Genomic DNA, 24,784 nt, shown 5'->3' with positions numbered 1-24,784 from the left:
TATTGCCACCACCAGCCGGTGACGCCTGCGACCATTTCTTGATGCGATCCGCCTCGCCGTGTTGGAGTGTTCGCGAGGCTCGCCGAGTGGCTCGCGTCCGGGGCTGCCTTGCTGACAAGCAAAAGGGCCAGGCGGTGGATACGCCTAGCCCTCAACTTGCTGCCCTAGCGAGGCAAGGGGTCGGGCTTGCGCCCAGCCTCCGCTCCAAACTTAACCAAACGCCGTCCGCCTCACAAGGACCGCCGCCGCGCCCTGATCGTTCAGCAAGACGTTCGACTTCAACGCCCTGATCGATGGCCTCGACGTGCATCACAAGGTCCGCGTGGTGACCGTTGAGGGTAAGCCGTGGTTCGTCGCGGCGGATGTCTGCCGGGTGCTGGGGCTCAACGACGCCGCCGCCGGGCGCAGCGTCCGGGGCGACGAGAAGGGTCTGCGTCAGGTGCAGACCCCTGGCGGGTTGCAGATGATGACCACCATCTCCCGGCCCGGCCTCTCCAAGCTGATCCTGCGGAGCGACAAGCCGACCGCCGGCCCGTTCCAAGATTGGGTCACCCGCGATGTTCTTGAGGGGGTCTTCGGCGCCGGGGAGTTCAAGCTCCAGCCGGGCGAGGCGATCCCGCTGCCGGCCAGCTTCGCAGACGCCCTGCGGCTGTCCGCTGCGACCATGATCAAGCTCGCCGAGGAGCAGGAAGCCCACGCCGCCACCCAGGCCGAGCGCGACGCTGCCCAGGCTGCCAAGGCCCAGGCCCAGGCCGAGGTTGCACGGCTGGAGCCGCTGGCGGCTGTCGTCGGGAACTTCGACCACAAGATCGGGCAGTTCGCTCGGACGCTTCAGGGCGTCAACTCGCAGCGCATCAAGGCGAGGTCGGGAGCTGGAGCCACCGGCCAGCTCGGTGCCCTCTCCAGCGCCCTCAGAGGCCCCGTTGCGCGGTCAGTTCCACGACGGAACCAAGGTACCGCTGAAGCCGTCCGAGACTCCACGGGGGCCCTGAGTGGCCTGGAGGCGCCTTGCGGATCAACAGGAGCCGGACCGTCCGGCTAAATGGCGCCGCCGTCTGAGAGGCTGTTTGACAGAGGCGATTGCGGCGGTTTCCCCCGTGCCTTTTTTCTGGAGCTTGATTTCGCCGCTTCCCTGACGCCTGCGACAATGCTGATGCGAGCCACCGCGCCGACGCGGTCGAGTGTTCGCGTGGGGGGCCGCGGTGGCAAACGGCGAAAGGGTCCAGAGGTGGCCGGCAGGGCTGTGCTCAGTTCAGCCCTTCAACCCATGCATCTATTGTTGCCCTCGCCTGCTTGATTGCCATCTCCTCGTTCATTTCCACGCCGAAGGTGTTCATCGCTGGAACGCCCCATTCCCATCCCTCCTGTTCACGGAACGGACGTACGTCAAAGGCCAATCCACGGTGCTCAATCGTCATCGAACCTCTCCCAGAGTGAAGCCTGCGCCGAATGGCAGGACCGCCAGATAATACCTAAGTAGCATCTAAAGGCACAAAGAGAGAACAAGTATCCCCGCTAATCACAGGCGTCACTAACGCATGTACGCGCAACCCCGCCTCAATACGGTATAGCCAACAGGGACATTGCGATGAGGCAAAATACGCGTCTCATTTGGGTTGACTTCATCATTCTGAGACGCTACTACATCGTGGTCTAGACCCTAACGAGACACATCAAGGAGCCCGCCATGACCGCCATCGGCTACGCCCGCGTCAGCACCACCGACCAGAACCTCGACCTGCAGGAAGCCGCGTTGCGCCTCGCTGGCTGCAGCATGATCCGATCGGAGAAGCGTTCGGGTACGACCACGGTGGGACGCACGGAGCTGCAGACCGTCTTGGACTTCCTTCGCGCTGGCGACGTGCTCATGGTCACCCGGATCGACCGCTTGGCCCGCAGCATCGGCGACCTCCAGGACATCGTTCGTACCGTCAGGGCCAAGGGCGCGAGCCTTAAGGCCACCGAACAGCCGATCGACACCAGCACGGCAGCAGGCAAGGCATTCCTCGACATGCTGGGCGTGTTCGCCGAGTTCGAGACGAACCTGCGCAAGGAACGGCAGCTTGAGGGCATCGCCGATGCCAAGGCGCGTGGCGTTTACAAGGGCCGCAAGCCCAGCATCGACGCGGCCAAGGTCAAGGCGTTGAAGCAACAGGGCATGGGGCCGTCAGCCATCGCGAAGGCGCTGAACATCGGCCGGGCGTCCGTCTACCGGGCACTGGAAGCGTGAGGCGTCCTAACCAATCGCCAGATTGTATTTAGATCGCAGATCGGGCTGGATGCGCGTGATGATTGCCCGCCGTGCCGCCGCCCCGTCCTGACCTACCGGCTTAGTCAAGTCGGCCGTCCAGTTGCTGGCGCCACCTTCGATATGGCGGATTTCCACGTCGGCGTCCGCGAAACCTTCCCGTCGCAGGCGCGATAGAACTTCGGCCCGCAAGAACGAACTGTCCACATCTTCCATGGTTACATCTTCCGAAGTCGGGCAAGAGCATCCCCGTGGCCCGATCAGTGTTTTTCCGAGCCGTGGGGGCCACATTGGGGGCCATTCTGGGGGCCACCTGAGCTACCGTTCTTGACAAGGCGTTGAAAATAAAGAATAATAGAGAACGATTGAACGGTGGCGGAGAGAGTGGGATTCGAACCCACGGTACGGTTTCCCGCACACACGCTTTCCAAGCGTGCGCCTTAAGCCACTCGGCCATCTCTCCGTGCGCCTTCTCATGACGGGGCGCGGCGATTTTGGCAAGGGATGCCGGCCGGGATCGCGCGGTTTTCCATAAGCCTCTGGTTTATCGTTAAAATCCTGCCGCTGCCGGCGGGGAGCGAGGTCCCGCAACGAGTGGCCGCGGGGCGGCCCGGCCTGATCGCCGCAAATGCGCGGCGATTCCCTGCGAGCTGTCCGCAGCGGCCGCGCCCTGAGCCAAACCGCCGACGTGGCCAGCGCGCGACGGGCCATCTTGCGCAAGACGCAGGACCGTTCCGCGTGGGCAGCGACTGAGCGCATTTCGGTCGGGATTGAATTTTCAGACCCGCATAGAGCCGACCTCCCGGATTGCGAATAGAGCCCACCTCCCGGATTGCGAGATGGCGCAACGAGCCGGTCCCGAATGGATATCCCCGGACCCAATAGGCCCGTAGAGTTTAGCCACCCGACTCCCGCGCAACTGGCGCCGCGGACTCTGGCGTGGGGCGCTTGAAGCGCGGCCTTCCTGGAAAAGTCTCTATAGCGTTTTCGAGTGACGTGGATCCCGGTTCGCGTGAAAAATCCCGGTTCGCGTGAAGCAAACGCGACAAATTACAATCGAGAGCTTCGGTTCTGATCTATCAGAACCAAAATAGTTCTAATGATAGCGGATGATATCGGGGCCGCCGACCGAGCGCAGCGGCCACAGTTCCGGCGGCTCCACCACTTCGATGGCGCGCTCGGCCTGTTCGTTGACGGTATGCGCGCTCTGCAAGGCGGCGAGGAAGTCCGAAAACCAGTTGTGGATCGAGCCGACCCGCAGCTTTTCCATCATCGCTTCCCAGCGCATCCGCCGCTCCACCAGCGGCATCGACAGCGCGGTGGCCAGCGTCCGCGCCATGCCCTCGACGTCGTGCGGGTTGACCTGCAGCGCGGTTTCGAGCTCGTCGGCGGCGCCGGCGAATTTCGACAATACCAGCACGCCGGGGTCGCCGGGGTTCTGCGCAGCGACGTATTCCTTGGCGACCAGGTTCATGCCGTCCTGCATCGGCGTCACCAGGCCGACCTGCGCGGTGCGATACAGACCCGCCAACACGGTCTGATTGAAGCCCTTGTTGAGATAGCGGATCGGCGTCCAGTCCACCTCGCCATGGCGGCCATTGACGTCGCTTACCAGGCGCGCGAGTTCGCTCTGCAGCGTGCCATAGGCTTCGATGGTGCCGCGCGACGGAGTGGCGATCTGCAATAGCGATACCCCGCGCAGCATCGCAGGATGAAGGGTCAGCATCTGGTCGAAGGCGGTGACGCGGTTGACCAGCCCTTTGGAGTAGTCCAGCCGGTCGACGCCGATGATCAGCTTCTCGCCGTTCAAGCTCTTGCGCAGCCGCGACACGTCGGGATGCGACACCGCCTTGGCGGCCTGCTGGGCGAATTTGTCGACGTCGATGCCGATCGGGAATACCCCGCAGCGGGTGGTGCCGTTGGGCGAGCTGATGGCGCGGCCGCAGACTTCGATGCCGAGTTCGGACCCGACATAGCCGAGAAAATTGTCGAGGTCGTCCTCGGTCTGAAAGCCGAGCAGGTCATAGGCCAGCATCGCCTCGATCAATTCGCGGTGGTGCGGCACCCCGCTCATGATGGTGGCGGCGGGCCACGGCGTATGCAGGAAAAACCCGATCGGCTCGGTGACGCCGAGTTCGCGCAGTTCGGCGCCGAGCGCCAGAAAGTGATAGTCCTGTACCCAGAACGCGGCGCCCGGTTTGCGGAAGCGGAGCAGCGCGCGGGCCATGAAGGCATTCACTTCGCGATAGGATTGGTAATCGTCCTGGGTGACCCGGACCAGATCGAGTCTGGAATGCAGCGCCGGCCACAACGCCGAATTGGCAAAGCCTTCGTAGTAACCGGCATAATGCGCCGACGGCAGATCGACCATCGCCAGCGCGCCGGTGCCGAGCGCTTCGACCTCGGCAAAGGGGTCCTTGTGGGCGCCCTCCCGAACGCGTCCGCTGGAACCGACCCAGATCGCGCCGGACTGTTCGACCACTGGAAGCAGCGCCGCGGCCAGCCCGCCGGTCATCGGCTCATTGGCCGCGGCGCGCGCCACCCGATTCGAAACGACGATGAGCTTCACAGGGGTCCCCTCCCGGCCTTCCGAACACAACGGAGTTCGGAAAGATAAACAGCTGTTCATCAATATCGTTCCGGGAACTTCGAGGTCCATTGCGGCGGGTTCAAGCCTCGATTCGGGCGGGAACGCGAAAAATTGATGGGTGAGGCGTGAACATTGAACGCGCCGCTTCAGGCTGGTCGTTGCAATAGGCCGGCGAGCCAGGCCCGCACATCGCGCGGCTGCTCGAAATGCCCGGCCACGCCGCGGCTGTGGCGGCCGACCGAAAACGCCAAACCGCCGAGATCGGGCATGATGGCAAACACCGTTTCGTCGGTGACGTCGTCGCCGATGAACACCGGGCGACGGCCCTTGAACGGCTCATGCCGCATCAGTTCCCGCACCCCGGTAGCCTTGGTAAAGCCGGCATGCTTGATTTCGCACACCGCCTTGCCGGGCAACACCTCGATCGGCGCGCTCGGCAGATCGGCGCGGATCAGCGCCACCGCGTCGTAGATCGCCTGCTCGGCATGCGGCGCCAGCCGATAGTGCAGCGCCAGCGAGTAACCTTTGTCTTCCAAGAGAATGCCGGGGCTGAGCTTGGCGATGGCGGCGAGCCGGCCTTTCAGATCCTTGTCCATCGGCGGTGCCTGCACCGCCATCAATTCGCCCTCGCCGCTCAAGCGCATCTCGGCGCCGTGGCCGCCGACCGCCGGGAACCGGACCGGCGCGAAAATCAGATCGATGTCGTTCAACGAGCGGCCGCTGACCAGCGCCAGCGCGCCGCTGGTCTTGGCCTTCAACCCGGTGAGCGTCGCTTCCAGGCCCGGCGGAACCCAGACCTCGCGCGGGGTCGGCGCAAGGTCGAGCAGCGTGCCGTCGATATCGAGCAGCATCGCGCATTCGGACAGCGGCGGCAGAAGTGCGTGCGGCACCGGGTCGAACCGTAACGCGGCATCCTTGTTCTGCGGAGGAGACTGTTGGCCCAGATCTTGTGGGGCCAGATCTTTTTGGACCAGATCTTTTTGGACGACGTCTTGCTTCATTCCGATGACTCCACGGTGGCCAGCGGACGCGCCACCGACTCTAGCGATTTTCGTTCCGCGGCGATGCCGTAGCGCCGCGCCACCCAGGCGGCCGCGACCATCAATGCCGCGCCCAGAAGATAGCCCGCGAACACGCTGTTGCGCGAGCCGGTATCGACCAGCGCGCCGAACAGCGCCGGGCCGGCAACGCCGCCGATCCCGGTTCCGATGGCGTAGAACAGCGCGATCGCCAGCGCCCGGACTTCGAGCGGAAAGGTTTCGCTGACGGTGAGATAGGCCGCGCTGGCCGCCGGTGAGGCGAAGAAGAAGATCACCATCCAGGCGATGGTCTGGGTTTGGGCGCTGAGCGCGCCGATCGAAAACAGATACCCGGATAAAGCCAGCAGCACGCCGGAGGTTCCATAGGTCAGCGGGATCATCACCCGGCGGCCGAGCGTGTCGAACAATCGCCCGAGCAGCAGCGGGCCGAGACAATTGCCGGCGGCGAACGGCAAAATGTACCAGCCGACCTGATTGGAGGCGATGCCGAAGAAATCCGTCAGCACCAGCGCATAGGTGAAGAAGATCGCGTTGTAGAAGAACGCCTGCGCGGTCATCAGCGACAGCCCGACCAAGGATCGCTGCCGATACAGCGTGAACAGGGTATGCGCGACCTCGCGCAGCGGGGTGTGGCTGCGCATCCGCAGCCGGATGGTCGGCAGCAGCGTGGTCAGCGGCGGCGCATGCGCGGTGCGCTCGATGTCGGCGATGATCTGATGCGCGCGGTCGGGCTGGCCGTGGATCATCAGCCAGCGCGGGCTTTCCGGAATCCACAGCCGCATCACGAACACGATCAGGCCGAGGCAGGCGCCGGTGAGATAGGCCAGCCGCCAGCCGTAATCCGGCGCGATCACCAAGGGATCCAGCAGCACGATCGCCGCCACCGCGCCGAGCGCCGCGCCGACCCAGAAGCTGCCATTGATGACGAGATCGGTGAAGCCGCGGTAGCGCGCCGGCACCAGCTCCTGGATCGTCGAGTTGATGGCGGTGTATTCGCCGCCGATCCCGGCGCCGGTGAGAAACCGGAACAGCGCGTAGCTGCCGACGCTCCACGACAGTGCGGTGGCGGCGGTCGCGGTGAGATACAAGGCCAGCGTGATGAAGAACAGTTTCTTGCGGCCGATGCGGTCGGTGAGCCAGCCGAAGCCGAGCGCGCCCAGCACCGCGCCGGCGAGGTAAGCGCTGTTGGCGAAGCCGACGTCGAAATTCGAGAACTGCAGCCGCGGGCTTTCCTTCAGCGCGCCGGACAGCGCGCCCGCCAGCGTCACCTCGAGCCCGTCGAGAATCCAGGTGATGCCGAGCGCCACCACCACGCGGGTGTGAAAGGTGCCCCAGCGCAGCCGGTCGAGCCGCGCCGGAATGTCGGTCTCGACGATGCGGTCGGAGCCCGGCGCCGTGGCCGGCGCGCCGAGAGGCTCGCTTGCGACGCTGCTTACCCCGGCCATTCGACGTCACCCCCGCAGCGCCTGTGCTTCGCAAGGACGCGTCGTCCTGCTGATTTGCGGGTCAACCGTGCGGCGCGGCATCGGTTCCCGGCACCGGGCGAGCGGTCGAACGGCAACGAGACTTAAAACGAAGGCGTCGTGCCAGGAGGCAGCAGCGCGGCGCGCCGCCGCGGATACCTGATGGTCCCCGGATTTCGCTTCGCTCCATCCAGGCTACAGGCTTTGTCCAAGGCAAGCCGCTCCGCGAGTCGTCCCTGCGCACGCATCCTGCGTGCGCAGGGACGACCCGTGGAAATGCGGACCATCACCATGATCGGCCTACGCGGTGATACGCGCCCCGCGTTACGCCGCGCGGATCGTGGCCATGAAGCGGTCGAGTTCGGCGCGCAGCCGGGCGCTTTCGGCCGACAGGCTCTGCGCCGAATTCAGCACCTGCGCCGAGGCCGCGCCGGTGTCGGCGGCGCCGCGGTTGACCGCGGTGATGTTGCCGGCGACCTGCTCGGTGCCCTGCGCCACGCTCTGCACGCTCAAGGCAATGTCGCGGGTCGCAGCACCCTGCTCGGTGACGGCGCTGGCGATGGTCGCGGCGATCGAGGAAATCTCGCCGATGGTGTCGCCGATCTGCTTGATCGCCGCCACCGACTCCTGGGTGGCGTGCTGCATCTCGGCGACCTGCGCGGAAATCTCCTCGGTGGCCTTGGCGGTCTGGCTGGCCAATGATTTCACCTCGGAGGCCACCACGGCGAAGCCGCGGCCGGCCTCGCCGGCGCGGGCGGCCTCGATGGTGGCGTTCAGCGCCAGCAAATTGGTCTGTTCGGCGATCGCGGTGATCAGCTTGACGACGTCGCCGATCTGCTGCGCGGCCTGGCTGAGCTTGCCGATCCGGCCATCGGTCTCACGGGCCTGGCTCACCGCGCCGCCGGCGATCCGGCTGGATTCGGTGACCTGGCGGCCGATCTCGCCGACCGAGGCGGACAATTGCTCGGTGGCGGTGGCGACCGACTGCATGTTCGACGAGGCTTCCGACGAGGCGCCGGCGACCTGACCGGACAGGCTTTGCGTGGTTTCCGCGGTGCGGGTCAGCGTGCCGGCGGCGGCTTCCAATTGCTCTGCCGAGGCCGAAACATGCGAAACGATGGCGCCGACCGCGGATTCGAATTCATCGGCGAACTTGATCAGTTCGGCGCGGCGCGCGGCACTGGCGGCCTGGTTCTGCGCCTCATGGGCTTCGGCGTCGCGCGCGGCCTTGCTGACCGCCTGGACCTTGAACTCCTCGACCGCGGCGGCCATCTCGCCGAGCTCGTCCTTGCGGCCGAGCCCGGGCAGCACCACGTCGAAATCGCCGCCGGCAAGCTGGCGCATCGCCGCGCACATCGCCGTCATCGGCTTGGAAATGCCGCGGCCGAGCAGCAGCGCCAGCACGCCGCCGAGCAGGAAGCCGCCGATGCCGAGCATCGCCACCAGCCGTTCGGTCGAACTGACGGTGGCGTCGGACTGGCCTTCCAGCCGCTGCTGATCCGCCATCAGGTCGGCTTTCATCGCCGCCGAACTCTGGCTGATCGCGGTGCCCGAGGCAACCATCCTGGTAAGCAGCGCGTCGATCGATTTGGAATTGTCGATCAGCTTGGCCAACGCCTGCTTGTAGCCCTCCAGCAGTTCGCCGATTTCCTTCAGCTTGGCGTCGACGGCCTCGTTGCTGGTGGAGATCGCCCGTAGCGAATTCTCGACGAATTTCAGCCGCGCCACCGCGCTGTCGGCCACCGCGTGGTCGGAATTGATCACGAACGTATTCACCAGCGCCGCCGCGGCGAGGTATTGGCTGGATACCTGCTTGGCGCCGAGTTCGATCGCCGGCAGATCCTCGTCGGCGGCGACGCTCGCCAGATCGTCGAGCTTGTAACGCAGGCTGGTGCCGCCGCGGACCAGCTGGTTCTGCGTCAGCAGCGCGCTGTCGCTCTTGAGCGCGAGAATGTCGGCGAACACCTTGGTGAAGGTGGCGAACTCGGCGGCGAGCTTGGTCACCTGGTCGCGACGGCTGGGCTCGCGCGCGGCCTTCAGCGAGGCGTCGATGGCGTCCTTGAGGCTGGCCTCGGCGGCCAAGGCGGCCTTGGCGTCGTCGTCCTTGCCGCTCACCACATAATAGCGCGTCAGCGCCTGGTAGGAGATCAGTTCGCGGTCGATGTTGCGGGCGAGATCGGATTCCTGCACGCTGGTGCGATAACCGACCACCACCTGCGAGACCCGTTCGAAGCCGAGATAAGCAAGGCCCATGGAGACGGCGGTGATGCCGAGCACTGCCGCAAAGCCGAGCGTGACCTTGCCGCGAAACCGCAGCGTCGGAAGCATCCGCGGCATCGATCCGGCCCCGCCCGCATTTTGCTCCGTCACGTCGCGCTCCCCAGTTCCCAGCAATCTTCGCCCCCCGGACAGCGCCGGCGGATCGGCGGGACGTTAGGTGATAAATGGCTAAAGCGTCGTAAATCGCCGGCCGGCTCCTGGCGCAGCAAGATACCGCCGATCGCGGCGACAGCAGCCGGCGGCGGCCGGTGCGGGCGTCCGTGGCGCCAGCCGAATCAGCCTCTTGATGACGTTGCTGCGACGCCGCGAAGGGAAAGATCCCAGTTGCAAAGTCGCCGCGCAGTGCTTCTAATCAGACTAATTAAAAAGTAGCGGGAGGTTTGGGTGGCCAACGTCAGATTAACGGTCAATGGCAAGGCGGTGTCCGCCGACGTCGAGGACAGAACGCTTCTGGTCCAGTTGCTGCGCGATCACCTGGGACTGACCGGAACCCATGTCGGCTGCGACACCAGCCAATGCGGCGCCTGCGTCGTCCATATCGACGGCCGCGCCGTGAAATCCTGTACCACGCTGGTCGGCCAGGCCGACGGCGCCCATGTCACCACCATCGAAGGCATTTCCAAGGGCGACGAACTGCACCCGATGCAGGCCGCGTTCCGCGATAATCACGGCCTGCAATGCGGCTATTGCACGCCGGGCATGATCATGTCGGCGATCGACATCGTCAACCGCTACGGCGCCGAACTCGACGAGGACACCGTGCGGCACGAACTCGAAGGCAATATCTGCCGCTGCACCGGCTATCACAACATCGTCAAATCGGTGCTCGACGCCGCCTCCAGGATGAAGCTGTCGATCGCGGCGGAATAGTTTTCCACGCGCCGAATACCGCGAAGCAAAAAACAGGCTGCGATCCGCGTCGTGAAAATACGCGCGAGGCAGACCGACAGGGAGAGATGTCATGGGCGTTGAGGGCATTGGCGCGAGCGTGGTGCGCAAGGAAGACCGCCGCTTCATCACCGGCCGCGGCCGCTATGTCGACGACATCAAGGTGATGGGCATGACCCACGCCTATTTCGTCCGCAGCCCGCACGCCCACGCCAGGGTGATCAGCATCGACGTCGAGGCTGCCAAGGCGATGCCCGGCGTGGTCGACGTGTTGACCGGCCAGCAGATCGTCGACGACAAGGTCGGCAACCTGATCTGCGGCTGGGCGGTACATTCCAAGGACGGCTCGGCGATGAAGATGGGGGCGTGGCCGGCGATGGCGCCGGAGATCGTGCGCTTCGTCGGCCAGGCGGTGGCGGTGGTGATCGCCGAGACCCGCAATCTGGCGCGCGACGCCGCCGAGGCGGTGGTGGTGCATTACGAGGAACTGCCGAGCGCCCACCATATCGCGATGGCGATCGCGCCCGGCGCGCCGCAGCTGCACCCGGAAGCCCCCGGCAACATCGTCTACGACTGGTCGATCGGCGAGGAGAAGCCGGTCGACGAGGCGTTTTCCAAGGCCGCCGAGGTGGTGACGTTCGAACTGGTCAACAACCGGCTGGTGCCGAACGCGATGGAGCCGCGCGCCGCGCTCGCCGAATACGACGAGGCCGAGGAGCACTTCACGCTGCACACCACCTCGCAGAACCCGCATGTCGCCCGCCTGGTGCTGTCAGCGTTCTACAACATCGCCCCGGAGCACAAGCTGCGGGTGGTGGCGCCGGACGTCGGCGGCGGCTTCGGCTCCAAGATCTTCATCTATCCGGAAGAGATGGTGGCGCTGTGGGCGGCCAAGAAAGTCCGCCGCCCGGTGAAATGGACCGGCGACCGTTCGGAAGCCTTCCTCACCGACGCCCACGGCCGCGATCACATCTCCAAGGCCGAGATGGCGTTCGACGCCGATCACAAGATCCTCGGGCTGCGGGTCAAGACCCACGCCAATTTCGGCGCCTATATGTCGCTGTTCTCCTCCTCGGTGCCGACCTATCTCTACGCCACGCTACTGTCCGGCCAGTACAATATCCCGGCGATCTATGCCGAGGTGATCGGCGTCTATACCAACACCACGCCGGTCGACGCCTATCGCGGCGCCGGCCGCCCCGAGGCCTGCTACCTGTTGGAGCGGCTGATGGAAACCGCGGCGCGGCAGCTCAAGGTCGATCCCGCCGAACTGCGCCGCAAGAACTTCATCACCAGCTTCCCGCACCAGACCCCGGTGATCATGGCCTATGATATCGGCGATTTCGGCGCCTCGCTCGACGCCGCCTTGACGGCGATCGACTATGCCGGCTTTCCGGCGCGGCGCGAGGCGGCGAAGCGCGACGGCAAGCTGCGCGGGCTCGGCTTCTCCTGCTACATCGAGGCCTGCGGCATCGCGCCCTCGAAGGCGGTCGGCTCGCTCGGCGCTGGCGTCGGGCTGTGGGAATCCGCCGAGGTGCGGGTCAATCCGGTCGGCACCATCGAGGTGTTGACCGGCAGCCACAGCCACGGCCAGGGCCATGAGACCACCTTCGCGCAACTGGTCGCCGACCGCCTCGGCATTCCGATCAGCCAGGTCTCGATCGTGCACGGCGACACCGACAAGGTGCAGTTCGGCATGGGCACCTACGGCTCGCGCTCCGCCGCGGTCGGCATGTCGGCGATATTCAAGGCGATGGAGAAGGTCGAGAAGAAGGCCAAGAAGATCGCCGCGCATCAATTGGAGGCGTCCGAGGACGACATCGTGATCGAGAACGGCGAGTTCAAGGTCGCCGGTACCGACAAGTCGATCGCGCTGCCGATGGTGGCGCTGGCCGCCTACACCGCGCACAATCTGCCCGACGGCATGGAGCCGGGGCTGAAGGAAGGCGCGTTCTACGATCCGACCAACTTCACCTTCCCGGCCGGCACCTATCTTTGCGAAATCGAGGTCGATCCCGGCACCGGCAAGACCAGCATCATCCGCTTCGTCGCGGTCGACGACTTCGGCCGCTTGATCAATCCGATGATCGTCGAGGGCCAGGTCCATGGCGGGCTCGCCCAGGGCATCGGCCAAGCGATCCTGGAATCCGCGATCTACGACGACACCGGGCAATTGATCACCGCCTCGTTCATGGACTACGCGATGCCGCGCGCCGACGATCTGCCGTCGTTCGAACTGTCGCACACCACCACGCTGTGCCCGGGCAATCCGCTCGGCGTCAAGGGCTGCGGCGAGGCCGGCGCGATCGGCGCCTCCGCCGCGGTGATCAACGCCATCACCGACGCGATCGGCAACAACAAGTTGGAAATGCCGGCGACCCCGGACCGGGTCTGGCACGCGCTGCAGGAGCCGCTGCAGCAGGCGGCGGAATAGGACTTGGCGTCATTGCGAGCGAAGCGAAGCAATCCAGGACTCCGAGCACGCGGCCGCTGGATTGCTTCGTCGCTTCGCTCCTCGCAATGACGAGGGAAATCGCTTGACGACATCCTGATTCAATTTGTGCGAGGGAGACACCCGATGTATTCCACCACCTATCACCGCCCGGCCACGGTCGAGGAAGCGGTGGCGCTGTTCGCCAAGGGCTCTGATGCCAAATATCTCGCCGGCGGCCACACCCTGCTTCCGGTGATGAAGCAGCGGCTCACCGCGCCCAGCGACGTGATCGACATCGCGCGGATCCCGGCGCTGATCGGCATCGAGGCCAGCGCCGACACGCTGACCATCAAGGCCGCCACCACCTATTACGACATCCTCAGCAGCGCCGAGGTCAAGCGCACCATCCCGGCGATCGCGCATCTCACCTCGGTGCTCGGCGATCCGGCGGTGCGCTATCGCGGCACCATCGGCGGCTCGGTCGCCACCAACGATCCGACCGCGGATTATCCCGCGGCGGTGCTGGCGCTCAACGCCACGGTGAAGACCAACAAGCGCGAGATCCCGGCGGATCAGTTCTTCCAGGGGCTGTTCACCACCGCGCTGGAGAGCGACGAAATCATCACCGCGATCGCATTCCCGATCCCCGAGAAGGCCGGCTATGCCAAGATGCGCAACCCGGCGTCGCGCTTCGCGCTGACCGCGGTGTTCGTCGCCAAGCTGACATCCGGCGAGATCCGCGTCACCGCCACCGGCGCCTCGCAGGACGGCGTGATGCGGGTGCCGGTGATCGAACAGGCGCTGGCGGCGAACTGGTCGGCCGCGGCGCTCGACGCCGTCACCGTCTCCGAGGACGGGCTGATGGCCGATATCCACGGCAGCTCGGACTATCGCGCCAACCTGATCAAGGTGATGGCGCAACGCGCGGTCGTCGCCGCGGGGTGAGGCGACGCTCGCTTCAATTGCGAGAATCGTCTGCCGTGAGGCGAATATCTTTCGCGGGTCGAAGCGCCTCGCCAAAAAGAAACGTCATTCCGGGGCGCGAGGCCGAAAGGCCGAGCGAACCCGGAATCTTGCCGCAGGTGCCGCGCTCCGCCCGTTGCGAGATTCCGGGTTCACTCGCGGCTTGCGCTGCTCGCGCCCCGGAATGACGGGTGCTATGAGTGACGCTGCTATCAATCCAGCGCATTCGATGCAAAACACCGCGGAGCCCACGCAACGGGCGCGCTCACCTCTCCCATAGGGAGAGGTCGACCCGGCGCAGCGTAGCCGGGTCGGGTGAGGGGTTTCATCCTCTCGACAGTCCGTCCCCCCTCACCCGGGCCCTCTCCCCATGGGAGAGGGAGCGCGCCGCCGGCGGCGAAACGGCGGCCCTCACACCTTCACCCTTGTTCGATCACCGCCACCACGTCGCCGGCGCGCAGCGTCTGCCCCGGCTTGATGCGGATCGATGACAGCCGTCCTGCGACCGGCGCCGGCACGCTGATCTCCATCTTCATCGATTCGATGATCGCCAGCGTCTCGCCGGCCTTAACCGTCGCGCCTTCCTCGACCAGGACCTTCCAGACATTGCCCGGCACGTCGGAAAACACCCCCGTCGCACCGTCAGGAATGTCATCGGGCGCGGCCTCCGCGACAACCGGGTCCTCGTCCTGCACCGCGTCGAGCCGCAACTGTTTCCAGCGCTGCCGTTCGGCCTCGAATGCCGCCTGCTGCCGCGCCTTGAATTCCGCGATGCTGTCGCGGTCGCGCGAAAGCTGGAGCGCGTAGTCGGCATAGGAGAACGTGCTCTCCTCAATGCGCAGCGGGTATTGGCCGTGCGGAAACGCCTCGCGCGCTTCCAAGAGTTCGTCGGCGCTGACCGGAAAGAATCTGATCTGGTCGAAGAACCGCAGCAGCCACGGATGCCCCGGCGTGAATTCCGGCGTCGCGCGCCAGGAATTCCACATCTGGATGGTGCGGCCGAACAATTGGTAGCCGCCCGGCCCTTCCATGCCGTAGATGCACATATAGGCGCCGCCGATGCCGACGGCGTTTTCCGGCGTCCAGGTCCGCGCAGGATTGTATTTCGTCGTCACCAGCCGGTGCCGCGGATCGACCGGGGTCGCCACCGGCGCGCCGAGATAGACGTCGCCCAAACCGAGCACCAGATAGTTCGCATCGAACACGATGCGCTGCACCGCGGCCTCGTCGTCGAGGCCGTTGATGCGGCGGATAAACTCGATATTCGACGGGCACCACGGCGCGTCGGGCCGCACCAACTCCTGATATTTCCGCATCGCCTTGACCGCCTGCGGATCGTTCCACGACAGCGGCAGATGCACGATGCGGCTCGGCACCTGCATGGCATCGACCGCCGGCAGCTCGCGCTCGATTGCTGTCAGCGCATCGAGCAGCTTGCGCCGCGACAGCGTGGCGCTGTCGTAATGGATCTGCAGCGAGCGGATGCCGGGGGTGAGATCGATCAGCCCCGGCAATTTGGCCGCGGCCACCGCATCGGCGAGAAGCTGCACCCGCAGCCGCAACGCGATGTCCAATTCCATCGGGCCGTATTCGACCAACAGATTGTCGTCGCCGGCGCGGCGATACACCACCGCGATCGGCCCGTCGTCGCGGCGCGCCACGATCGCAGCACCAAGATCGCGCGGCGCGGCCTTAACCGTCGGTCCGGCCACGGGATCGTCGGCCCGCGCGAGCGGCACGAAGCGCACCCTATCGCCGGGCTTCAACTGGCCGGTCTTCCACAACTCGTCGCGCGCTACCACCGCGGGGCAGACGAAGCCGCCGAGACTAGGACCATCCGGCCCGAGAATGATCGGCATGTCGCCGGTGAAATCCAGCGCGCCGACCGCATAGGCGTTGTCGTGGATGTTGGAGGGATGCAGCCCCGCCTCGCCGCCATCGGCGCGCGCCCATTGCGGCTTCGGCCCGATCAGGCGGACGCCGGTGCGCGCCGAATTGAAATGCACCTCGTAGTCGGTCGAAAACAAGGTGGCGATGTCGTCGTCGCGAAAGAAATCCGGCGCGCCGTGCGGGCCATAGACCACGCCGATCTGCCAGGCGCGGGTCAACGGCGGCGTCTCGTCGTCGCGCAGCGCGCGCGGCGCGACGAGGTCGGCGCTTTGTGCGATATGCAGCACGTCGCCGGGCTTCAGCGCGCCGGTCGAATGGCCGCCGAACCCGCCCAGCATGAACACCGCGCGCGAGCCGAACAGCAGCGGCGCGTCGAAGCCGCCGCGCACCGCCAGATAACAGCGCTGCCCGGCGCCGTCGATCTTGCCCACCGCCAGCGTCTGCCCCGCCTTCACCGCGACCGGCGCGTGATGCGCGATCGCGACGCCGTCGAGCCTGGCGATCATATGCGCGCCGGCGAGCCCGATCACCGCGTCGGCGTTGAAGCGCAGCGTCGGGCCGTTGACGGTGAGTTCGAGCGCAGCGGTCGTCTCCGGGTTGCCGACGATCACATTGGCGAGGCGGAACGAGCGCTCGTCCATCGGCCCCGACGGCGGCACGCCGACGTGCCACAGATTGAGCCGCCCGGGCAATTCCTGCAGGCCGGATTGCGCGCCGGGCGCCAGCACGTCGATGGTCTTGGGTGAGAATGCGAAGCTCGCCAGCGCATTGGTGGCGACGCGGCCCGAACGAAACAATTCGGAGCCGGCGATGGCGCGCAGATAATCCAGATTGGTCTCGATGCCGGCAACGCGCGAGCGATCCAGCGCGTCGCTGAGTTTGGCAATCGCCTGCTCGCGATCAGCGGCGTGCACGATCAGCTTGGCCAGCAACGGATCGTAGAACGGCGTCACCTCGACGCCGGTCTCGATCCAGCCGTCGACCCGCACGCCGTGCGGAAACGCAACATCGGTGAGCCGGCCGGCGCTGGGGCGAAACCCGGCATTGGGATTTTCCGCATAGAGCCGCACCTCGATCGCGGCACCTTGCGGCGGGCGCGGCGTGTCGTCCGCGAGCGGGCTGTCGCCGGCGGCCTGCCGCACCATCCACTCCACCAGATCGACGCCGAACACCGCCTCTGTCACCGGGTGCTCGACCTGCAGCCTTGTGTTGACTTCGAGGAAGTAGAAATCCTGCCGCGCGACGTCGTAGATGAATTCCACGGTGCCGGCCGACTGATAGGCGACGCTTTGCCCAAGCGCCACCGCGGCGCGATGCAGCCGCGTGCGAAGCTCGTCGCTGAGGCCGGGCGCCGGGGTCTCCTCGATCACCTTCTGGTTGCGCCGTTGCAGCGAGCAGTCGCGCTCGCCGAGCGCAACGACTTTGCCCTGGCCGTCGCCAAAGATCTGCACCTCGATGTGGCGAGCCTGCGCGACGAAGCGCTCGAGATACACCCGCGCGTCGCCGAAGCTCGCCTTGGCGGTGCGCTGCACGGCGGCGAAACGCTCGCGCAGCGTCGCTTCGTCGTGGCAGAGCTGCATGCCGATGCCGCCGCCGCCCGCGGTGCTTTTCAGCATCAAGGGAAAGCCGATCCGCGCGGCTTCCACCATCGCCTGGTCGATGGTGTCGAGCAGCCCAGAGCCCGGCAGCAGCGGCACGCCGCTGTGTTGCGCGAGCTCGCGCGCCTTGTGCTTCAGCCCGAACGCGTCGAGATGCTCCGGCCGCGGCCCGATGAACACGATGCCGTGCTGCGCGAGGCGCTCGGCAAAGCCGCGGTTCTCCGACAGAAAGCCGTAGCCGGGATGTACCGCCTGCGCGCCGGTGGTGCGGCACGCGTCGATGATCGCATCGATGTTGAGATAACTCTCCGCCGCAGGCGAAGGGCCGACCCGCACCGCCTCGTCGGCGTCCAGCACCGGCCGGGTGAAGCGGTCGGCGTCGGAATACACCGCGACCGAGGCGATGCCCATGCGGCGCAACGTTTTGCCGATCCGCGAGGCGATTTCGCCGCGGTTGGCAATCAGGACCTTGTCGAACATGCGCTAGCCCTCGCCCGGCTCGTAAATCACCGCCTCGATCGGCGTCGGGAAGAAGCCGTTGCAGGGATTGTTGATCTGCGGGCAGTTCGAGACCAGGCACAGCACGTCGATCTCGGCGACCATCTCGACATAGTCGCCGGGCTTGGAGACGCCGTCGACCACGGTGAATTGGCCTTGCGGATCGATCGGCACGTTCATGAAGAAGTTCAGGTTCGGCACGATGTCGCGCTTGGTGAGGCCGTATTTGCCGGCCTCGATCAGAAAGTTCTCGCGGCAGGCGTGCAGATACTTCGTCCCGTGGCCGAACCGCACGGTGTTGCTCTCGCAGGAACAGGCGCCGGCGGAGGTGTCGTGCAGGCCGCAAGAATCCGCGGTGACGCGCAGCATCACCCGCCCTTCGTTCGAGATCAGTGCGGTGCCGGTCGAGACATAGGCTGAGCCCTGCGCGCGCAGCGTGTCCTGGCCGCTGTAGCGTTCGGCGAAATCATCGGCCGCGTAAAACAGCGTATCGACCGCCTGCTGGCCGTGGCTGTCGATGATGCGCAGTCGCTGGCCCTTGCGGATGATCGCGGACCACGGCACACGGGCGGCGATGGCGGTCTTCGAGACGATGCGGGCGGAAGCCGGAATGCAATCGGTCATGACGCTCACCCCGCCACGCTGGAATTAAGCCACATCGCGTTGTTCTCGAAGGCGCGCTTCGCCTCGAGACTCACCGTGCGGCACAGATCGTCGGCGGCGACGGCCGGCGCCTGGTAGCGGATCAGCTCGACATCGCCCGGCGCGTAGTCCGGCGATGGATCGAGCGGATGCGGACAGTTCGACAGCGCCAGCAGCAGGTTCATCTCGGCGCGCAGATCGACGAAATCGCCGGCGGCGCGGCGCTCGCCGTGCCATTCGAAGCGACCGTCGGCATCGACGCTGACCGGGGCGAACCACGCCACGCAGGGATGCACGTCGCGGCGCGTGAGCCCGAGCTTGCCGGCGGCGAGCAGCAGATTGTCGCGGCTGTTGCGATAGCCGTCGCCATAGCGCGCGGCGTTGGTCGCGGCGTTGGAGCAGCCGGTCAGCGTGTCATGCGCGCCGCTGGTATCTTCCACGATGCTGATGAGCGCGCGGCCCATGTCGGAGAGGATGACGCGGCCTTTGCGTAACGACGCCGCCCATTGCACCTTGATGGTGTCGGCGTGGTTCAACCGCTCGCTGGGATCACGCGCGTTCCAGGCCTGCAGGCTGACGCAGGCCTTGCCGGTCGTGTTGACGATGCGCAGCGCCTCGCCGCGGTTGAGCTTGGTGACAAAGTACCAGCCGCCCGGCACGGTCTCGCGATGGATGATCGACGCTGGCTTAAGCGGCGCGCCATCGCGCGGCGTCGACGGCGGCAACGCCTTCGGCGCCTGCTGCTGGCCGAGCGCCTTGTGCTGTTCGTAGCGCTGCCGGTTGGCGTCGACGTCGGCCTGTTGCTCCGCGGTGAGGATCATGGATTGCCCTTTCTGAAAGACAACGCGCCGGGCCGTCCCGGCTCATGCTCCTTGTTCGGCCGGGTCGTCCCGGCCGGAGCGAATGAGCGCGTGCACCTGCGCGGTGCGCCGCGGATAGATTTCCAGATCGCGCGAGATGGTGGCGCCGTAGCGCTCGCGCTCCTCCGGGCGATCGCGGTTGCGCTCAAAAGCGATGACCCGGGTGGCAAGGCGAAACGCCTCGGACAGATCATGCGTCACCATCACCACGGTGAGTTCGGTCTCGTTCCACAGCCGCTTCATCAAGACGTGAATATCGGCGCGGATGCCGGGATCGAGCGCGCCGAACGGCTCGTCGAGCAGCAGGATGCGCGGCCGCATCACCAGCGCCTGGGCGATGGCGAGGCGCTGCTGCATCCCGCCCGACATCTGCGCCGGATAGAGGTTGGCGCTGTCGGCGAGGCCGACGTCGGCAAGCGCCGCATCCGCTTTCTCGATCGCGGCGCGCCGCGCCCCGCCGAACAGCCGCGCGGTGATCGGCGCTTCCGCGCATTCGAGGCCGAACAGCACGTTGCGCCGCGCGTTAAGTAGTGAGCTTACTTCCTTGAAAAATTTGCCGAAACACTAACATAATACAACCGTTACACTATTCAAAGAAAAGAAAGTGCTTAAAAGATAAGCTTTCACGTAGAAAATAAAATTAATATATTCCTATGAGATTTTTTTTGTCTTATAATACTTCAAAGAGCAGGTTATTTCGCTGGGGATAAAGGGAAAAAAGCTCACTACCTAACACGGCAGGCAAATGCTTATTGCAACCGAAAAAAATCCCCATGTATTCGAATATATCAAAACTCCTTATAACAAAAACATCGTTGCGAGTTAAAGAGTTCATATAGACGTAGGTGGAGCGGAAAAAATATTGTCAATGCTCAGACGTATATTTCGGTATAATAAAAAAAAATTATTTTAAAATCATTTCGTATTTTATGTACACATCATTTTCAGACATATAAACATATCTTCTATATAATATCGAAGAGCCGTTTTTTTTGGCATTCTTTGAATTTATTTCATGTATAGAGCAGTCTGCTATTAGCAGAGAGAACTTTATTTTATTTCATTCATAATATTATATCAGAAAAGATGCGACACAACAAACCATACCGAAGAGGATGGTTGAATAACAACCACAAAAACACGTTGCATGTACGATATATTATATACTCAGCTATTAACACAAAAAAAAATTCAATTCCGGGAATTTCTATTCATTAAATTCTATGGAAATGGAAAATGTTGCCATTTACAATATATACAAACCGAAAACCCCTAATAGAATTGGCCAAAAATTGTAAATGAAAAATTATTCGAGAATCTATTGTTCATGTGTAGATTACAATAAATTCATGGTGAAAATGTTTTTTTTTTCCTTCTGCATGGAAAAATAATAAGTTGCATATTTTGATGGCAGAAAATTATTTGTCCGTTTTAAGCCACTACTATTAATCCTCTACATGGAACACCTATAGAAAATACTCCAACCGCTGACGATAAAAAAATGTCCATGCAATAAATGCTAACACCGGGCCTGTCTGGAGCCATCATCAAAGTCACAATACCAAGATATTTCTGTTAATTTTTTAATTTAAAGTTCACCTCACTAATTTTTTTGTTTTTCTGCCATAAATATTATGTGCAATTCTTAGCTCCATTATAGTAATCATTAAGATTTTAATGCAAACGTAGAGGTTTTCTCGTGTTCGTTAAAGTTTATCGTGTTTTAAATCTAATGTTTTCTTGTTTCAGCTATTTCAACATCTCTTTATTTGGTGAAATAGTTTAAAGATTAGCTGTTTTAAAAAAAAACTATGTAATTTAAAAACCTCTTACGTTACCAGTCTATCTTAAATTTCGTAATTTAGAGCCGCATACGTGACACTAAACTCCAATTAATTTTCTTCGGCACCAACTTTATTATGTTTCATCTAACTAAGAGATTCAATCTATTGAATTGAATTTAAATCTATTTTTCAAGTATATACACAATAGTTTTTCTAGTTTAGACTTCTAAACGAAGTAGTATCTGGCGACATGATGGCGCTAAAAGCTTTGTTAAAATTAATTGAGTTTTTTTTTTCGGTTTTCGTAATACGTTTCGAGTGAGGTATTTTGCTTCATGTTTGACTGTAGATATTTTGCAATGTAGTTTCCTAGGAACTATGAAAGAGAAACTTTTAAACTTGTCATAACACACCAAGGATGAAAAGATAGTTTCAACTATGTTTTGTATCTAAATACGCCTGTAATTAAAATCATACACAGTTATAATTTGGTGTGTGTTATAACATCGTTTGAAACGAAAAGGATATATATTTATGTATAACTGCACGTTGCTATTTGAAAATGTGTAGCACATTATTTTTATAACACTACCGTCTGATTAATGTTTAATTTTTGGTTTTTAATTCTACATTTAGAAATTATTGTTATTAACTTTCGGAACGGTTGACCTTCTCAGCCGGTATAGATACTTTTCTAATGTGACACTTCACTCCTACAATACGCAGGCTACAATGTCACCAGACTTCATAATCCGGAACAATATTTAACCATAATTCTAATGAAAATATTTGATATGGAATTAAGAGCCGAAAATCAAATATTTTCATAGGAACACAGTTCAATGCCTTTCGGTTATGAAATACGTGACTTCAAAACATTTATATAAATTTGTTCTTGTAAGTATTATTAAATGTATAAATGCATTAGGTTCACAATGGGCCGTCATCGTCGTCGCGTCGCGTCGCAGCACGAATGAATTATTTATTGGTCTTAGAGTGCTTGCTACATCAGCATAATTCTATTACCGTCTGATTGAAATTGCGTTGCTTGAGTATGGAGCCCGCAAAGAGTTCTTAAAAAATCGACGAAATGTTAAACGCCAAAATGCAGCCCGAAAATCGACACTATAAAATGCATAAATAAATGGATTCATAGCGCTATTGAACCAGCCCAGCCATGTTAAACAATTTGTTAAATTAGCACTGTGCGCTTCATGCGGAATAAAGGGGGTAATTAGATAATAAATGAAAAATGGTAGCCAACATACTATAAATCCTCCTACAACTATAGACAGAGTTTGAGTGGTTTTATTTTCACGTTTCAACGATGATATTTTGTTCGATAATGACTTGTGATGGGCTCGTATTTGTTTTGTTGGACAATGTTGTTCACCACATGTCGAAGAATTGTTCTGCTTTATGCTGAACTGATGTGCACAGCTTTTATTATTGCCGGATGGATTGTTATTTGTCTTTTGTTTGTTGCGGTTTATTGATGGCGGTCGTGTTGTGTCCACCAGTTCGTAATGACCATTGCGGTGAACATTCGATTCTTTGTAGCATGGCATTGGATCGGTTGTTGTTGTTGTTGTTGTGGACGCAGTTATAGATGTTGATGATTTCTGGCATATCGATCGCTTCTTGTATGGACTCTGTGATTCCTGTTCCGAAGACGGGTCAACATCCAACTCGACTTCCACTTCGATATCGAAATGCTTGTTGTGTTTCTGGAAATAGAAAAAATTACCCCAATAAGTGCTAACGGAATAACAATAACCATCTGTGTCGTTGCATCTCTAGATAAATTCCTACAAACAGCAAACCTGTACGCAAAACTGTACGCCAATTAAAGTTATACATTTGACAAATAGAATTATCGCTCGATGCATTACAGAAGACTATTAATACGCTTTATAGAACTGCTGTACGTATAAGTGTTTTCTGTATACATTCCTCGATGATGCGATATAATAATTTAGTAAACGTCGAATGAGCTTTGTATTATCATGTACGAGCCAGAAGCAAGAAAATTAATTTAAAAGGAATTTCTTTTTACAATTTTTATCGACAAAGGAAGTTATTCTAAACCTTCGTAGCAAAAATTTATTTACCCTCATTCGCCTCAAAGAGTTGTTGCTATGTAATTATTTTTATCTTTGGTCATTCTAAGAACCAGTGTAAAGTACACACAGTGACGTCTCGACTACATTACAAATTAATAGAGCCTAACGACCACTTGTCGAAACAATTTTTTTACTTTGATGTTTTCGTATAAACTTTAAATCAGTTTTACTGCGACTAGGACGCCCCACACATCTGAAATTTAAGTCGACACCACTGAAGTATATAATAACCGTGTGCAACGCACAAGTTTCAGAAGCACTTTACTTTACATGTCCAAAAACACTTTTCAACCATTTTTATTTTTGTTTAACTTGAACTTCAAAACGATATAATTTTTCTTTTATTTTTATAAACTTTACATTTTCATTGCTGGCTATGTATATTCTACTCATATTCGCTTGTTTATACAGAATACCATCATGGGATAATAAATTAAATGCAAAATTGTGTCATTATTAAGCAAAATTTTCAGTGTGGTGTGCGAAGTAGTTTTTGAAATAATTACTTGGCATCAAAAATCACCATTTTGCTAATGTCATTAAATTGCACCATCCGGAATGAATAATTCCCTTTCAGATTTTCTTTTACTTATTTAAAGTCTCATCACATCTTTAGTCTAAATTAAAAATGAAACAAAACTGAATTAACTGAAAACACTTGCGTCGCGTCATTTTAATCAAGATTGGATTTGATACGGAAATCATTCCTAGACAATTCATAGCTTCGTTCCTTCGTTGGTATTTTACTAAAACATCTTATCTATTCAGTAAATATATGCTTTAGCTTCAAGAATCTTTTACATGGAATGAATGCACATGGCGGATGAAATGGGATTGAGATAATTGGATTTAATTTATCCAAAAGTTTAAAATATTTCAATTTTAAGGAATTCTACAGCTGTGCACATAGGATTTATTTATTCGCAGTGTAGTAGAAGGTGTGGAGTGATGGAATATTTTTTTTTACAGATTTTTATATCCTCCACCGTACACAAATATTTGAAGAAAAAAAAAACTTGTAAACTAACGCGCATTATAAAGTAGAACAAGAAGAAAGACGTTCGTTTTTACTGCTGCTGTTCATAGATGAAGGTATACAAAATGGTTCAATGTAATAAACCAAATAGTAAGACAATCAAACGGATTTAATAAAATTTCGATGCGAAATATAACTGCGGAAAACATATAAAGGTGTTCTTCGACGACATACATTGTCTGAACCAACCGAATTCGTGTACATATATATCCGCGTTGTTCATACATTCAGTATTTCTAGCATTGCAAGAAGCGTATAGTAATTTTATAGCATCCATTCATTTTCTTCAGTTATGAATAAATTAAATATTAAAGTCAAGGCACTTCTCTTTCCTTGCATGTTTTTCCTTTATTTTATTTTGTTCGGATATACATAATATTATTAGATGTGCTTTTATGCGACGTTCTTAATTAAATTTTGTGAGAAATTTTATCAATCAACAAGCGA

General features: G+C 59.3%; 14 protein-coding genes, 1 tRNA gene and 1 pseudogene. 5 read left to right on the top strand and 11 right to left on the bottom strand.

Translation table 11 applies throughout. From position 1 onward, the window contains the following. Nucleotides 1-304: 304 nt before the first annotated feature. Nucleotides 305-1,042: a Bro-N domain-containing protein gene (locus VGC77_RS09305; protein WP_331171284.1), complete on the top strand. Its 738-nt coding sequence runs from the start codon at nt 305-307 to the stop codon at nt 1,040-1,042. A gap of 205 nt (nt 1,043-1,247) precedes the next feature. Here the strand turns inward: VGC77_RS09305 and VGC77_RS09300 are convergent, their stop codons facing one another. Next, nucleotides 1,248-1,418 carry a hypothetical protein gene (locus VGC77_RS09300; RefSeq protein ID WP_331171283.1) on the bottom strand — a complete coding sequence of 57 codons (171 nt, stop codon included), beginning with the start codon at nt 1,416-1,418 and terminating at the stop codon, nt 1,248-1,250. Between the two features lie 269 nt (nt 1,419-1,687). Between VGC77_RS09300 and VGC77_RS09295 the strand changes: the two genes are divergently transcribed. Beyond that, nucleotides 1,688-2,230, top strand: coding sequence for a recombinase family protein (locus tag VGC77_RS09295; RefSeq protein WP_331171282.1), 543 nt, complete (start codon nt 1,688-1,690; stop codon nt 2,228-2,230). A 6-nt stretch (nt 2,231-2,236) separates the two neighbouring features. Here VGC77_RS09295 and VGC77_RS09290 read toward each other — a convergent pair whose 3' ends face one another. The 6 genes from VGC77_RS09290 to VGC77_RS09265 all read right to left on the bottom strand — a co-directional run bounded on the left by VGC77_RS09290 (nt 2,237) and on the right by VGC77_RS09265 (nt 9,669). Beyond that, complete coding sequence (locus VGC77_RS09290; RefSeq protein ID WP_331171281.1) at nt 2,237-2,464, bottom strand: hypothetical protein; 228 nt, start codon at nt 2,462-2,464, stop codon at nt 2,237-2,239. A 157-nt stretch (nt 2,465-2,621) separates the two neighbouring features. Further along, nucleotides 2,622-2,711, bottom strand: a tRNA-Ser gene (locus VGC77_RS09285). Nucleotides 2,712-3,344: 633 nt separating this feature from the next. Beyond that, nucleotides 3,345-4,817 carry an alpha,alpha-trehalose-phosphate synthase (UDP-forming) gene (gene otsA, locus VGC77_RS09280; protein WP_331171280.1) on the bottom strand — a complete coding sequence of 491 codons (1,473 nt, stop codon included), beginning with the start codon at nt 4,815-4,817 and terminating at the stop codon, nt 3,345-3,347. 167 nt (nt 4,818-4,984) lie between these two features. Continuing rightward, nucleotides 4,985-5,839: a trehalose-phosphatase gene (gene otsB, locus VGC77_RS09275; RefSeq protein WP_331171279.1), complete on the bottom strand. Its 855-nt coding sequence runs from the start codon at nt 5,837-5,839 to the stop codon at nt 4,985-4,987. Then, the gene (locus VGC77_RS09270; RefSeq protein ID WP_331171278.1) at nt 5,836-7,323 is read right to left on the bottom strand and encodes an MFS transporter; all 1,488 of its coding nucleotides are present in this window, start codon (nt 7,321-7,323) and stop codon (nt 5,836-5,838) included. Before VGC77_RS09270 ends, otsB begins: the two co-directional genes overlap by 4 nt. 342 nt (nt 7,324-7,665) lie before the next feature. Further along, nucleotides 7,666-9,669, bottom strand: coding sequence for a HAMP domain-containing methyl-accepting chemotaxis protein (locus VGC77_RS09265; RefSeq protein WP_331171277.1), 2,004 nt, complete (start codon nt 9,667-9,669; stop codon nt 7,666-7,668). 336 nt (nt 9,670-10,005) lie between these two features. Between VGC77_RS09265 and VGC77_RS09260 the strand changes: the two genes are divergently transcribed. The 3 genes from VGC77_RS09260 (at nt 10,006) to VGC77_RS09250 (ending at nt 13,888) form a co-directional block, all read left to right on the top strand. Beyond that, nucleotides 10,006-10,491 (top strand): (2Fe-2S)-binding protein, encoded by a 486-nt coding sequence (locus VGC77_RS09260; protein WP_331171276.1) that lies wholly within the window; start codon nt 10,006-10,008, stop codon nt 10,489-10,491. A gap of 91 nt (nt 10,492-10,582) precedes the next feature. Further along, on the top strand, nt 10,583-12,943 hold the full coding sequence (locus VGC77_RS09255) for a xanthine dehydrogenase family protein molybdopterin-binding subunit (protein ID WP_331171275.1): 2,361 nt from the start codon (nt 10,583-10,585) through the stop codon (nt 12,941-12,943). Nucleotides 12,944-13,087: 144 nt separating this feature from the next. Continuing rightward, the gene (locus tag VGC77_RS09250) at nt 13,088-13,888 is read left to right on the top strand and encodes a xanthine dehydrogenase family protein subunit M (protein ID WP_331171274.1); all 801 of its coding nucleotides are present in this window, start codon (nt 13,088-13,090) and stop codon (nt 13,886-13,888) included. A 437-nt stretch (nt 13,889-14,325) separates the two neighbouring features. On the opposite strand, the gene uca is transcribed toward VGC77_RS09250, so the two are convergent. The 4 genes and pseudogenes from uca to VGC77_RS09230 all read right to left on the bottom strand — a co-directional run. Beyond that, a complete protein-coding gene (gene uca, locus VGC77_RS09245; protein ID WP_331171273.1) occupies nt 14,326-17,874 on the bottom strand; it encodes an urea carboxylase in 3,549 nt (1,182 codons plus the stop codon). Between the two features lie 3 nt (nt 17,875-17,877). Next, a complete protein-coding gene (locus tag VGC77_RS09240) occupies nt 17,878-18,516 on the bottom strand; it encodes an urea amidolyase associated protein UAAP2 (protein ID WP_331171272.1) in 639 nt (212 codons plus the stop codon). 5 nt (nt 18,517-18,521) lie between these two features. Next, a complete protein-coding gene (locus VGC77_RS09235; RefSeq protein WP_331171271.1) occupies nt 18,522-19,355 on the bottom strand; it encodes an urea amidolyase associated protein UAAP1 in 834 nt (277 codons plus the stop codon). A gap of 42 nt (nt 19,356-19,397) precedes the next feature. Beyond that, nucleotides 19,398-19,907 (bottom strand): annotated as a pseudogene (locus VGC77_RS09230) (ATP-binding cassette domain-containing protein); the annotation flags it as partial. Nucleotides 19,908-24,784: the final 4,877 nt, after the last annotated feature.

The organism is Rhodopseudomonas sp. (assembly GCF_036404135.1).
Classification (GTDB): Bacteria; Pseudomonadota; Alphaproteobacteria; order Rhizobiales; family Xanthobacteraceae; genus Rhodopseudomonas_A.
This window is presented reverse-complemented; position numbering and strand designations above follow the sequence as displayed.